The 12,477-nt window shown below is 72.7% G+C and carries 13 protein-coding genes; 8 read left to right on the top strand and 5 right to left on the bottom strand.

The features are described from left to right. From WD250_03085 to WD250_03065, 5 genes are all read right to left on the bottom strand, one after another. The coding region (locus WD250_03085) for a M14 family zinc carboxypeptidase (protein MEX2619183.1) at positions 1–1,238 on the bottom strand (1,238 nt) is incomplete at its 3' end. Next, entirely contained in the window at positions 1,238–1,576 is a 339-nt protein-coding gene (locus tag WD250_03080) for a hypothetical protein (protein MEX2619182.1), read from the bottom strand. The genes WD250_03080 and WD250_03085, both read right to left, overlap by 1 nt. A gap of 76 nt (positions 1,577–1,652) precedes the next feature. Further along, positions 1,653–2,774 (bottom strand): N-acetylmuramoyl-L-alanine amidase, encoded by a 1,122-nt coding sequence (locus WD250_03075; protein ID MEX2619181.1) that lies wholly within the window; start codon positions 2,772–2,774, stop codon positions 1,653–1,655. A gap of 35 nt (positions 2,775–2,809) precedes the next feature. Continuing rightward, positions 2,810–4,126, bottom strand: a complete 1,317-nt coding sequence (locus WD250_03070) for a family 10 glycosylhydrolase (GenBank protein MEX2619180.1) — start codon at positions 4,124–4,126, stop codon at positions 2,810–2,812. 292 nt (positions 4,127–4,418) lie between these two features. Continuing rightward, positions 4,419–4,964: a CBS domain-containing protein gene (locus WD250_03065; GenBank protein MEX2619179.1), complete on the bottom strand. Its 546-nt coding sequence runs from the start codon at positions 4,962–4,964 to the stop codon at positions 4,419–4,421. Between the two features lie 210 nt (positions 4,965–5,174). Between WD250_03065 and WD250_03060 the strand changes: the two genes are divergently transcribed. From WD250_03060 to WD250_03025, 8 genes are all read left to right on the top strand, one after another. Next, complete coding sequence (locus tag WD250_03060; GenBank protein ID MEX2619178.1) at positions 5,175–6,323, top strand: CBS domain-containing protein; 1,149 nt, start codon at positions 5,175–5,177, stop codon at positions 6,321–6,323. Between the two features lie 25 nt (positions 6,324–6,348). Continuing rightward, complete coding sequence (locus WD250_03055; GenBank protein ID MEX2619177.1) at positions 6,349–6,891, top strand: CBS domain-containing protein; 543 nt, start codon at positions 6,349–6,351, stop codon at positions 6,889–6,891. Continuing rightward, positions 6,888–7,079, top strand: coding sequence for a hypothetical protein (locus WD250_03050; GenBank protein ID MEX2619176.1), 192 nt, complete (start codon positions 6,888–6,890; stop codon positions 7,077–7,079). Before WD250_03055 ends, WD250_03050 begins: the two co-directional genes overlap by 4 nt. A 126-nt stretch (positions 7,080–7,205) precedes the next feature. Next, the gene (locus WD250_03045) at positions 7,206–7,646 is read left to right on the top strand and encodes a pyridoxamine 5'-phosphate oxidase family protein (GenBank protein ID MEX2619175.1); all 441 of its coding nucleotides are present in this window, start codon (positions 7,206–7,208) and stop codon (positions 7,644–7,646) included. A gap of 883 nt (positions 7,647–8,529) precedes the next feature. After that, entirely contained in the window at positions 8,530–11,232 is a 2,703-nt protein-coding gene (locus WD250_03040) for an HAD-IC family P-type ATPase (protein MEX2619174.1), read from the top strand. Continuing rightward, on the top strand, positions 11,229–11,402 hold the full coding sequence (locus WD250_03035; protein ID MEX2619173.1) for a metal-sensing transcriptional repressor: 174 nt from the start codon (positions 11,229–11,231) through the stop codon (positions 11,400–11,402). The genes WD250_03040 and WD250_03035 overlap by 4 nt, the downstream gene beginning before the upstream one ends. Positions 11,403–11,502: 100 nt before the next feature. Continuing rightward, positions 11,503–11,691: a rhodanese-like domain-containing protein gene (locus tag WD250_03030; protein ID MEX2619172.1), complete on the top strand. Its 189-nt coding sequence runs from the start codon at positions 11,503–11,505 to the stop codon at positions 11,689–11,691. Position 11,692: 1 nt separating this feature from the next. Then, positions 11,693–12,442 (top strand): hypothetical protein, encoded by a 750-nt coding sequence (locus WD250_03025; GenBank protein ID MEX2619171.1) that lies wholly within the window; start codon positions 11,693–11,695, stop codon positions 12,440–12,442. Positions 12,443–12,477 lie beyond the last annotated feature (35 nt).

The following is a 12,477-nucleotide window of genomic DNA, read 5'->3' as shown; positions in this document are numbered from 1 at the left end:
CGGGCGAGCAGGTCGCCCGCGCGGCGCGCCAGCCGCTCGTCGTCCAGCACGACGGCCACGAGGGGCGTCTGGGCGCGCTCGAACAGGGCGATCCACTCACGGCCGGCGGGTGTCGTGGCGAGCATCTCGTCGCGCACCCGTCGGAGCGCGCCGACCTCCTCGTCACGGCCGAGGAGGCGCGCCCCGATCAGCTCGATCGCGCAGATGCACTGCTGGATCAGCGCGAGCAGCCCCGACTCGGCTTCCTCCTTGATCGGCGCCGGGTCGGCCGGATGGAACGAGTCGCGAGCATTGCCGGCCCACGGACCCGTCTCGAAGGTGTAGCCGTACACCTTGCGCAGGGCCGGATCGGCGATGTGGCGGCTGTAGGCGTAGTCGCCGTGCGTGCCGGTGGTCGGGTACAGCGCGGCACCCGCCTGGGGCGTGTAGGTCCTCCCGCGGACGGCGGCGATCGCGTCGACGATGCGCTGCGCGACCGTCTCGAAGCGCTGGCGATCTCGGGGCGTCATGTACTCCTGGTGCGCCCCGGGGATCGCCTGGCACGTCCCCGTGGGCAGGGCCGTGAAACGCTGGGCGGGGTCGCTCGTCTGCATGGGCGCGTGACCCCAGGGGTAGAGGACGAGCTCGGAGAAGGAGTGCACGTCGGCGAAGCAGTCGATGCGGTAGGTGTCGAGCAGGTGCTTGACGTTTCGGGTCTCGGGCTCGGAGAAGGCCGACGGGCCGACGTAGGTCTCCGCGCAGGGGTCGCAGGAGGTCTGGCCCGCGGTGACGCCCCACAGCAGGTCGAGGTTGCGGTTCAGGTCGACGCCGTCGCAGGTCGTGCCGGGGTTGTCCCGGCGGCTCTTGCGCCACAGGTCGTCGACGGTCATCACGTGGACGCGCCCGTCGGGGTTGCTGCAGGGCAGCAGGTACAGGTCGAGGGTCTCGAGCATCAGCGTGATGTCGCGCGCCGGCCACGTCCGCCGCCCCAGGGTGACGTCGGTGCCGTGCACGTAGCTCATGACCATGTCCACGGCGAGCTCGACGAGCAGGTCGGGGTTCATGAGCTCGCGCGCGTGCGTGCCCCCGACGAGCAGGACCCCGCGCCGACCGGTGTCGTCGCCGGCGCGCAGGCGCAGCGCGTAGACCGTGCGGCCCTCCACGGACGGCTCGGGCATCTCCAGCCGCGTCGCGAGCTGCGGGTAGAACGCGTCGAGCAGGTTCATGAGGGCGTCCAGCTGGCCGACGGTGCGGTACATCAGAAGGGCGTCCCCTGCTCGGGCCCGCCGCCGGTGTCACGTATCCGCGTGTCGAACCAGGTCTGCACCTCGTCGTCGCCGGCGACGAGGCCGGGGTCCAGCGGCCGGACGGGGACCGACCGGCGCAGCCGCACCTCGAAGCCCTCCTCGAGCAGCCGGACGCACGCGTCGGCGTCCACCAGCAGGCGCACCTCGCCACCGGGGTCGGGGATGCGGTCGACGTCGAGATCGGCGACGCGTTCGGTCATCGCGGCGACGCCGAGGCCGGCCTCGCCGGGATGCACGGTCGCCTCGAACCGGACCGCGCGCCGCTCGTCGCTCGTGGGCTCCTCGGCCATGGCCACTCCCCGCGGATGCTCGTCCGTCACCGCTGCGTGGGCGGAGCCTACGCCCGGTCCGCCGCCGGGGCGAGCGCTACTGCCGATCGATGCCGGGGCGTGTCGGCCGCTCGTCCGCGTCGCCGGTGCGGCGGCCGGCCAGGGAGCGTGCCGCCGCCACGCCGACGGCGCCGAGACCCGCGGCGGCGGCGGTGACGGTGCCGACCTCGCCGGCACCCCATCGTCGTGCTTCGCCACCGCCAGCGCCCACGGCCCCCACGACGCCTTCGGCGGGTGCGTCCTGCGCCGGTCCGCCGGCGACCGGCTCCACGGGCACGGCGTCGTGGGGGGCCGGCTCGGGCGCCGGGTCGGGCGGCGCCGGCGGGGCCTCGGGCTCGGCGGGGGCCGCCGGGGCTGCATCCGGCCCCTGCGCCCCGGGGGCGGGCGCTGCGCCGGGCGCGAGCCGTTGCGCCACGAGGGGCGGGAAGGTCACGGTGACCATGGCGTACGCGGCGTCGCCCGGGCACGTCGTCAGCGACATGTCGCGATGTCCGGCGATGGTCGGGGTGGTCACCGGATGGCCCTGCGGCCACCGGTTGGAGCCACGCGACACGAAGCTCGCCTGTGCGCCCGGTCGGGGGTCGATGGCGTAGCGCCCGGCGAGCAGGGCCAGCAGCCCCACCATGGCGTCCTGCGCCGCCGGGGTCGGGGCCTCCTGCGTGTGGTCGCCGACGAAGGTGCACAGCTGCGCGAAGCCCTGGGACCCGCCGGTCGCCGATCCCTTGACCGGGCCATCCAGGCTGCCCGACCGACCCTCCCACACCCCGCCGAATCGATCGACGAAGAAGTTGTAGGCGACGTCGGGCCATCCCTTCGGCCCGGTGTGGTACCGGTAGATGCTCTGCAGGATCCCCGGCACGGCGTCGTCGGTGTAGTCGCTGGCGGTGGCGGTGTGGTGGACGATCAGGAACCGCGTGTCGCCCGGGGCCTCCACTTCCAGCGGCCCCTGCGGGAGGAGCCCGCCGGCCCACGCCGCCCGCGGGCGGATGGCCGGTGGCGGCACCGCGGCGGCGAGCGCCGGGGGGTGCCTGCGAGCCGGCCCCACCACGGTTCCGGCAGCCGCCAGACCCGCGGCGGCGAGGAAGCGCCGGCGGGTCCAGGTGGGGGCCTGGTCGGCGTCCAGAGGGTTGTCACCACCATGTCGGTTCGGCGTCGGCACGGGAGCAGCCGCGGGCACTATCGTAGTGGCGCGTGTCACTGGCCGGGCAGGCCCCACACGCGTTCGGCGAGCGTCGCCCAGACGCCCCGGCTGTGGTCGACGGTGGGCTGCTGGTAGGAGTACATCACGGCCCCGTCGGTGGACTGGGTCGCGGCCTCGATCTGCGCGACCGCCGTCGCGGGTGGGTTGAGGAAGCCGGCGATGCCGGGCACGACGAGCGTGTCGGTGCTGGCGGCCAGGTGGGACTCGAAGGCGAGCCACTCCGCGAACCAGCGTGCCTGGTCGGGCAGGTCACCACGGAAGTAGTTCATCGGCAGGACCGCGTCGAGCAGCCCCTCGCGCGCCCATCCCGGCCAGTCCTGGAGGGTCTCGGTGTAGGTGCGGGTGGCCTCGAACGGGCGCCCCGCGGTCGGCCCGTGCTCCCAGGTGATCACCGCCGCGGACAGGTCGACGTCGTGACCGGTCGCGGCGATGGCGTCACGGGCGCCGACGACCAGACCGCGGGTCTGCTCGCGGCGCCACGCCGACCAGGCCGGGTCGGCCGGCGCAGGCGTCCCGGCCGCGCCGGTCTCGGCCTGGTAGCGGGCGAGCGCGGCCGGGTGGTAGCCGTGCGAGGCGGAGTTGTACCGGACGTAGTCGAGGTGGATCCCGTCGACCGGGTAGCGCTGGGCGAGCTCGGCCACGACCGCGGTCACGTGCGCGCGCACCTCGGGCACGCCCGGGTCGAGGTAGTCGGTCCACTGCCCGTCCACGGTTCGGGTGACCCAGCGCTGCCCCTCGGGGGCGCGCTCGCCGTGCTCGGCCGCCAGCCAGCCGCCCGGCTGCGGGAGCCCGTCGTAGGCGTGGTGCCAGGTCGGCGCGACCCCCACCCAGGCGTGCACCTCGAGCCCGGCGGGCCGGGCCTGCTCGATGAGCTCGCCGAGGACGTCCAGTCCCGGCTCGAGCGCGGGGTCCGGGGTTCGCGGCAGGACGTCGGAGGTGTAGTAGGCGTCGTGGCGGCGGGCGACCTGGGCGAAGATCGCCGTGGCGTCAGCCTCGACGAGCTCCTGGACGACCCGCGCGATCGACGCACGGGTCTTCAGGCTGTCGTCGAACAGGTGCACCCACGCGCCCCGCACCGGGGCCGCTGGCTGCACCACCGGCTCGGGCGGGGGTGGGGGGGATGGCGGGGGCGGTGGCTCGGGGGGCGGATCCGGCTCGGCCGTCGGAGCGGGCGTGCTGGTGCGGGGGTCCTGCGCGGTGGGAGGTGGAGACGGCTCGCCGGTGTCCTGCGCAGGTGGGCCGCCCCCGCACGTGGTGAGGGTGAGGCCGACCGCGAGGAGGGCCACGAGCAGGGTGAGGTGGCGGGGCATGCGCGTCCATCGTCGTCGAGGGACGCCCAATCTGCCACGCGCCGGGGGGCAACCGGGATGGCCATCCAGGTTGCTGGTGATTCCCGCTGCACGACGGCGTGTGTTGATGCCCCATGGAGCGCATCGTCACCGGTGCCGTTCTGCGCCTCATGCGGACCGCGAGGTCTCGACGTGACTGTCTCATGCATCGCGTGCGGGCGGCCGGGCCCCCGGGCCCCTTCGGACCTGTACCGGAAGGACCAAGGGTCCGCAGGACAGCCACCGACTCCCGTCGATCGCTCCGCCGCCGGCCTCACTGCCTCGCGAGGCGGTGCGGTCCCGAGGTCTCGGTGTCGTCCTGGAGACGCGCCGAGACAGACGAGGTGAGCGGCGTCGACGAGCTGCCCGGTTTGGGTGAGCCCGACCGGTCCGCGCCGGCGGCAGGGTCGGGCGCGAGCAGCGCCAGCAGGCAGTCGGTGGTGGTGATGATGCCGACCAGCGCGTCCGCATCGTCGTCCTCCACGACCGGCAGGGCGCTGACCCGCCGCGACAGCAGCAGCCGCGCGGCGGCCTCGATGGGCTCGTCCGGCCCGATGGTGTAGGGGTCCGATGTCATGACCGCCTCCACGGGTTTGTCCTCGCCCAGCGCCTCGTCGAGACGCTCGAGCGCTGCCAGGCGGCGCAGCGAACGGTCGTCGATGCGGATGTCACGGTCGCTGACGATGCCGACGAGCCGGTCGCCGTCGACCACCGGCAGGTGGCGAACGCCGTTGAGATGCAGGGTCCGGCGGGCTTCCCGTACCTCGGTGTCGGGGGACACCACGATCGGGTCGCCGTTCATCCAGTCGCGCACGCGCATCGCGCCCTCCCTTTCCTGTCTCGACGCGGTGGCGGTTCACCGCTGCCGAATCCCACTCTGTGCCTGCGCCGGCGCACCCGCCCGGGCCGAACGTCCCCCCGTCGCACCGGCCGAACAGCCCTGACGCGCCGTGCCCTCCGGCTCTGCCCATCGTGGGCCCGGGGCGGCACGGTGGGGACACGACGACGAGAACCCACCGGGAGCCCGATCATGAAGCGCTGGTTGTACCGGTATCGCACGGTGGCGGGGGAACCCCGGAGCCTGGCAACGCGGCTGCGCGCAGACCTGCGGGGCCTGCTCGTCGCCGGAACGGGCAGCCCTTCCGCACCGCCGGCAGGCGACGGCTCGTTTCGGGTACGGCTACCAGCCGAGATCCTGGGTGCCGACCTGCACAAGCTCGTGCGCGTGACCACGGGCGTGGCCACCACGAGCGGCACCCGGCTACGGGTACCGGTCACCTGGGCCGCCGACCCCGGACGTCACGCGTTTCCAACCTTCGACGGCACGATCGAGCTCGAACCGCTCGATCACGCCCGGGCCCAATTGACGATCGTGGGGTCCTACGAAGCGCCCGCCAACGTCGTCGGCGCTGTGGTCGATCGTGCCATTCTTGGCGGGGTGGCCGAAGGAACGGCTGACACCCTCCTCCAGGGCCTGACCCGGGCCCTGGCCGAGACCGAAGCCATCGACCAGCCAGTGCCGGAGGCAGACGCGTCCATGCGGGTCGCCGACGTCATGACCTCCGATCCGCTGGTGCTGGGCGACGACCAGCCTTTGCGGACCGCGGCCTTGCTGCTGTTCAACTTCGACATCGGCGGGGCGCCCGTGGTCGACCAGCACGGCGCGCTCGTCGGCGTTCTGAGCGAGGCCGACTTGTTGGTGAAGGAGGCACGGCCGCGCTACGGGTTCGGACGGGGCGTCCAGGAGGCCTGGCGCCACCGCGAGGCGCGTACCGTCGGCGAGGCCTGCTCCCGACCGGCGCACGTGACCGCGGCGGACGCGCGGCTGCGCGACGCCGCGCGCGAGCTGCTCGACCGCGACGTCGCCCGCCTGGTTGTGCTGGAGAGCAGCCGCATCGCCGGGATCGTGACCCGCCATGACGTCCTGCGTGCGCTGCTGCGTAGCGACGACGCCATCCGCCACGCCGTGCAGGCCCGGGTCGAACGTCTGGGCGAACCGGGTGTCGCCGTGGCCGTGGAGTGGGGCGCGGTCGCCCTCAGCGGCACGGTGTCGCGTCTGAGCCGCATCCACCCTTTGGTCACCGGCGTGAGCGCCGTCGATGGGGTCATGAACGTCGACGCCGACGAGCTGACCTGGCAGGTCGACGACGTGACGCCCCTGGCCACGCCGACGATATGAACCCCCGACACGAAGAAGGCCTCCGATGACCGTGTTCGTACGCGACCTCATGACGCGCCAGCCGATCACCGTGACACCGGGGACGTCGGTGATGGAGGTTCGCCGCCTCCTCCGTGTCTCTGGCATCCGGCACGTACCGGTGGTCGACGACGACACGGTCGTCGGCATGGTCAGCGACCGCGACGTGCTGCTGCGGGACCGCGAGCTCGTCGACGGTCTCAACCGGCTGCACTCGGACTTCGCCGACGGGCGTCACCGGCGTGTCGAAGACGTCATGTCCGCCCCGGTCGTCTCGGTGGCAGCGAGCACGACCGCGGCCGCAGCCGCAGCCATGCTCCGGCGCGAACACATCTCCGCGCTTGCCGTCCTCGAGGACGGCCGGCTGGTGGGCATCGCCACGACCACCGACCTGCTGGGCGCGGTGATCGACGAGGACCCGGTCGCGCCGCCGGCCCCTGGTCACCCCTCCCACGTGGGACGCGGTGCTGGAACCCCGACCCCAGCCAGCCGCTCGGGCCCGGGGACGCCCGGCCGGGGCGCGCACCGGGTTTTCCGAGCGCCCTGGTGATCGACCCCGGGGCGGCCAACCGCATCCGCCTGGCTGACGAGCTGGCTGCGCAGGGCTACCGGGTGTGGAAGACGGTCAAGAACTACGTTTCCACGATCCTGGCCAAGCTGGAAGTCGCCCGCCGTGCCGAGGCGGCCGCCTACCTCGCCGGGCATCGGACTCGCCGTGAACCGGGTGACGCCGGCTAGAGGGTTCGGGGGCGAGCAGGGGCCGATCAGCCCCGTGACGGCGGGACCTGTGACCCTCGCCGGCCTGCGTCGCCTGAGCCATCGTGGCGTGGAGAGCCGCAAGGCCGCGGCAACGAGGAGGCAGACATGACCGTTCCCATGACGCTACGGCTGGAGACCCTGTCGGTCGACGAGTGCCTGCGCCTGCTGGGAAGCCGCTACCTCGGTCGCGTCGCCTTCGTCGTCGACGGGGAACCGCACGTGCGCCCCGTCAACTACCGCCTCCACGAGGGCATCATCGTCTTCCGCACCGACTACGGTGGCCTGCTCGACCTCATCCACCTCGCGAACGTCGCCTTCGAGGTCGACGACGCCGACCACGAGTACCACACCGGCTGGAGCGTCGTTGTGCGCGGCAAGGCGGAAGAGGTGTGGCAACCGGATGAGCTGCGCGTCCTGCGTGAGCTTCCGCTGCGCCCGTGGGCTCCGGGACCACGCGACCACTACGTCCGGATCTCGCCTCTGGAGATCACCGGCCGCCGCATCACCGGACCGGCGGCCCACCGGCTCGAACATCCTGAGGTCTGAACAGCACGGGGACCACGCCCCTGCCGGCTCGCACCTCGACCAGCGTGTCGACGTCGACCCGGTGCGGTGCCGAGCCGACTCGCTGGATCCACCGACTCTGGGTGGCGACGAAGACCCCCGGGCGGCGGGCACAGGGAGGGGCTGATGGGCGTGCCGTACTGCGTGTACACGGTGGCGCTCACGGTGATGGCCACCGTGACCGTCTCGGCCGTCTGATCCGTGATGTCGACCCCACGGGCGCGGCGAGCAGGTGCAGCAGGCGGGTCATGAACGACGCCATGTGATCATGACATGTGCGTGCAGCCGGGCGGAACGTCCCGTCGTCGAAGCCGTGCACGAGCCCACGGTCCGCCGCCTGTGTGATGTGGGCGGCTCGGTCCCGACAGGCCGCCCCCCGCCCGGACTTCAGATACTGGCTGCGGGCGAGCGGGCCACCTCGCACGATCTGCGTCGCCTCCAGCCGTGCGGACCAGGAACGACGTGACCTGGTCGCGACGCACGGGCACATCGGGTCGCTACGTCTCGTCCCCGAAGCCCGCGACGATCTCGAACACACGGCGCAGTCCACGTTCGCCCGGTGGGCCTCGAGGATGTCCGCTCGATCGGCGAACGGGGCGGCAGGCGCCGCCACGGGACAGGTCCGGACCCTGAGTGCCCTTCGGCCCTGCGTTCTCGCCGGAGGTCCCGTGATCCACGGCGGCCGGATGAAGGGACGACCGGCCCCCCAGGCCGGGCCGAGCGACCCTGCTGGACCACCCGCGCCCGCGCTTATCTGGGGGCTGGATCGCGAGGTGTGAAACGACAGGAGGAGCGCACATGGCCGGCATCGTGATGAGAGCCGACGGGTCAGCGGGGTCTCGCGCCGCGGTCAGCGACGAACGTCGTGGCTGACCGGCTGGCCACTGTGGCGCCCCCAGGAGAGGGCACCGACGCGGCCGGCTGGCATGCGCTGGAGGTTGACGCGGCTGTCGCGCAGCTGGTGTCTGACCGCGACCTCGGTTTGTCTGCCGAGGAGGTCGGGCGGCGACGGGCGCTCCACGGACCCAACGAGCTGGGCCAGGACGAGCCTCCCAGCCGGCTCAGCATCCTGCTGCGGCAGTTCGCGAGCCCGCTCATCACCATCCTCCTGGTCGCCGCCGTGGTCACGCTCGCCATCGGGGAGTACCTGGACACCGGCGTGATCGTGGCGGTGCTGGTCCTCAACGCCGTCGTCGGCTTCTTCCAGGAGCACAAGGCCGACCGCTCGGTGCGTGCCCTGCTGGAGCTCGCGGCCCCGCGCTCGCGGGTCGTCAGGGGCGGCGCGGAGCAGGACGTCGACAGCCGGGAGCTGGTCCCCGGGGACGTGGTGCTGCTCGAGTCGGGCACCCGCGTGCCCGCCGACCTGCGGCTGACCGCCGCCCGGACCCTGCAGATCGACGAGTCCCTGTTCACCGGTGAGTCCCTGCCTGCCTCCAAGCGGATCACCCCCACCGCGCCCGCGACGGTGCCGGCGGACCGGACGTGCATGGCACACATGGGCACGGTGGTGACCAGCGGCCGGGGGCGCGGCCTGGTCGTGGCGACCGGCTCCGGCACCGAGCTCGGCAGGATCGCCCACCAGATCCGTGGCGCCGAGCAGCCCGAGAGCCCCCTCACCCGCCGGATGCACCGGTTCGCCAACCTCGTGGCGGCCGTCGTCCTGGCCTCAGCCGCCCTGACGTTCGTGGTGGGCCTCGCCGTGGGCGAGCCTGCCGCGCAGATCTTCCTCACCGCTGTGGCGCTCGCGGTGGCGGTCGTACCCGAGGGCTTGCCGGTCGCGCTCACCGTCGCGCTCGCGCTCGGGGTCCGGCGCATGGCACAGCGCAACGCCATCATCCGCAGCCTTCCTGCCGTGGAGACGCTGGGCAGCACCAACACCATCGGCTCGGACAAGACCGGCACGCTCACGCAGAACCGCATGACCGTGCAGCACATCTGGGTTCCCGACGTGCTTCACCCCCACCCCCCCGAGCAGCCGCCGTCTGAGCAGGTGCGTCTGGCTCTGCTCGCCGGTGTGCTGACCAACGAGGCAGAGCTGCTCGGCTGGGACGGGGACGAACCGCTCACCCGCGGGGATCCCACCGAGGCCGCGCTGCTCGTCGCGGCCGCACGTTCAGGGATCGAACCCGTCACCGCGCGGCAGGCGTCTCCTGTCGTCGCCGAGGTGCCTTTCGAGCCGGAGCTGCGCTACTCCTCGTGCATCCGCTGGCACGACGGCGGGCTGGGGATGTTCGTCAAGGGCGCCCCGGAACGGGTTCTGGAGCTGTCCGCGACCATGCGCGGTCCCGACGGGGACGTGCCCCTGGACGCCGAGCGCGTCCTCGAAGCGGCCGGCGCCCTCGCCGCCCAGGGGCTGCGGGTCCTGGCCATGGGCTTCCGGCCGGTGCGGGGTCCGGTAGACCGCCATGACCCGCCGCATCCCGACGGGCTCGTGTTCCTCGGCCTCGTCGGCATGCTCGACCCGCCCCGGCCCGGCGTCCGCGACGCGATCGAGGGATGCAAGCGTGCCGGGCTGCGGATCCTCATGATCACCGGCGACCACGCCGCCACGGCCAGAGCCGTCGGCTACGACCTCGGGCTCGTCGACGACCCCGATGCCGAGGTGGTGACCGGTGTGCAGCTCGACGCCATGACCGCCGAGGAGCTCCGTGCCCGGGTCCTCACGGTCCAGCTGTTCGCACGGGTCAGCCCCGCGCACAAGCTGCGGATCGTGGAGGCCCTCCGTGACCACGGCGAGGTGGTCGCGGTCACCGGCGACGGGGTCAACGACGGACCGGCCCTCAAAGCCGCCCACATCGGCGTGGCCATGGGCCGCAGCGGCACGGACGTGGCAAGGGAAGCCGGCGACATGGTTCTGGCCGACGACAACTTCGTCAGCATCTACCACGCCGTCGAGCAGGGCCGCGTCGTCTTCGACAACATCCGCAAGGTCACCTACTTCCTGCTGTCCACTGGCGTGGCGTCGATCGCGGCGATCCTCTACGCGCTGGCCGTCGGCCTGCCGCTGCCCTTCCTGCCTGCCCAGCTGCTGTGGTTGAACGTGGTCACGAACGGGCTGCAGGACGTGGCCCTGGCCTTCGAGCCGGGGGAGAAGGGCGTCTTGGACCGCGCGCCGCGTCGTCACGACGAGCCGGTGGTCTCGCGGCTGCTGTGGGAGCGCACCCTCTTCACCGGGACGACGATGGCCGTGGGCGCGCTCCTGCTGTTCTGGTTGACGCTGCAGTCGGGCGCTCCGGTCGAGCGGGCACGGACCGCCGCCCTCACCACGCTCGTCATCGCCATGGCCTTCCACGTCTACAACGCCCGGTCGGAGCGCCAGTCGCTGTTTCGGATGTCCCCGCTGGGCAACCGCTTCCTGCTGGTCGCCACGCTTGGGGCGGTGGCCATCCACGTCGCCGCCATGCACTGGGGGCCCACGCAGCTGGTGCTCCGCATCGAACCCCTGGACCAACGGACCTGGCTGAGGATGCTCCCCGTCGCCGCGACCGTGGTCGTCGTCAGCGAGCTGCACAAGAAGCTGCGGGCCGAGCGCCCTGCTTCCACTCGCGACCGCCGTCCTGGGGCATGACGGCGCAGGCCATCTTCGACGGGATCTCGGCCGCGTCGCGTGCGCTCGACCAGGTGGGGTTCACGCTCCTGGCCACGGGCCTGCGCCATTGCGCCGCGGACGAGGAGTCGGCGAGGGCGGCGGGCTACAGCACCGACGAGCTCGAGCGGCTCTTCCTGAAGCTGGTTTGAGACGTGAATCGCCGGACCGACAGTCGGAAGCAGCTCTCTGCCGTGCGATGCTCACCACCGCCGAGCTGTGAGCCCGTCTGCCGATCCGATAGGAGGAAACATGTTCGGTAAGCGCGCGAGCCCGCCGATCACGCCGCACCAGATGGGGGAGCGACGAGACGGCGACTTCCTCGACGTCCGCGAGCCCGACGAGTGGCGCGCCGGCCACATCGACGGCGGCCTCCCGGCGTGGACGCGCAGTGGCTTGGCGCTCGTCTCGCAGGACGGCGGAGCGGGAAGGGTGGTCTGAGATGTTCTTCCACCAGGTCCACCTCGAGGCCCTCGGCCACGCGTCCTACCTTGTCGGCGACGACGCCACCGGCCAGGCTCTTGTCCTCGACCCGCGCCGCGACGTCGGCGTGTACCTGGACGCTGCCCGCGCCTTCTGCCACACGGTCCAGACGAAGATCCTGCCCCTGCCCGACCACGTCGAGGTCTGGCCCACCCACGTCGCCGGATCGCTGTGCGGCGGGAACATCGGCAGCCGCCTGTCGACCACCATCGGCTACGAGCGCCGGACGAACGCGATCCTCGCCGAGGTCGACAGCAAGGGCGAGTTCGTCCGCGAGTGCATCCGCCTCGACAACCTGCCGGCTGTCCCCCCGTACTGGCGGCGCATGCGCGCCCAGAACCTGGACGGCGTCGCTCTGCTGGGCGACCTACCAGAGCCCCCGGCGCTGCACCCGACGGATTTCGAGGAGGCCGCCCGGGCTGCCGACGCGGTGATCCTGGACGCCCGCCAGCCCGAGGCCTTCGGGGGTGCTGGCCGAACGACTCGGGCACGTCCACGTGCTCGACGTGCGTCAACCGGCGGAATGGGCCTCCGGGCCACATCGAGGGCGCCACGTTCATCACCGGCGCGGAGCTGCCCGCACGGCTCGGCGAGGTCCCCGACGGCCCGCTGGCGGTGGTCTGTGGCAGCGGCTACCGCTCCTCGGTCTCGGCGAGCCTCATCGCCCGCAGCGGCCAACCCGACGTCGTCAACGTCCTCGGCGGCATGAGCGCCTGGACGGCCGCCGACCTGCCCACCGTCACC

The organism is Egibacteraceae bacterium, assembly GCA_040905805.1.
In the GTDB taxonomy this organism is placed as follows: Bacteria; Actinomycetota; Nitriliruptoria; order Euzebyales; family Egibacteraceae; genus DATLGH01.
The sequence above is the reverse complement of the archived record's forward strand: the minus strand, read 5'-3'. Positions and strand labels throughout refer to the sequence as shown.

Coding starts and splice junctions, on each gene's coding strand:
- WD250_03080 (MEX2619182.1), bottom strand. CDS start 1,576: ATGGCCGAGGAGCCCACGAGCGACGAGCGGCGCGCGGTCCGGTTCGAG.
- WD250_03070 (MEX2619180.1), bottom strand. CDS start 4,126: ATGCCCCGCCACCTCACCCTGCTCGTGGCCCTCCTCGCGGTCGGCCTC.
- WD250_03065 (MEX2619179.1), bottom strand. CDS start 4,964: ATGCGCGTGCGCGACTGGATGAACGGCGACCCGATCGTGGTGTCCCCC.
- WD250_03060 (MEX2619178.1), top strand. CDS start 5,175: ATGAAGCGCTGGTTGTACCGGTATCGCACGGTGGCGGGGGAACCCCGG.
- WD250_03055 (MEX2619177.1), top strand. CDS start 6,349: ATGACCGTGTTCGTACGCGACCTCATGACGCGCCAGCCGATCACCGTG.
- WD250_03045 (MEX2619175.1), top strand. CDS start 7,206: ATGACCGTTCCCATGACGCTACGGCTGGAGACCCTGTCGGTCGACGAG.
- WD250_03035 (MEX2619173.1), top strand. CDS start 11,229: ATGACGGCGCAGGCCATCTTCGACGGGATCTCGGCCGCGTCGCGTGCG.
- WD250_03030 (MEX2619172.1), top strand. CDS start 11,503: ATGTTCGGTAAGCGCGCGAGCCCGCCGATCACGCCGCACCAGATGGGG.
- WD250_03025 (MEX2619171.1), top strand. CDS start 11,693: ATGTTCTTCCACCAGGTCCACCTCGAGGCCCTCGGCCACGCGTCCTAC.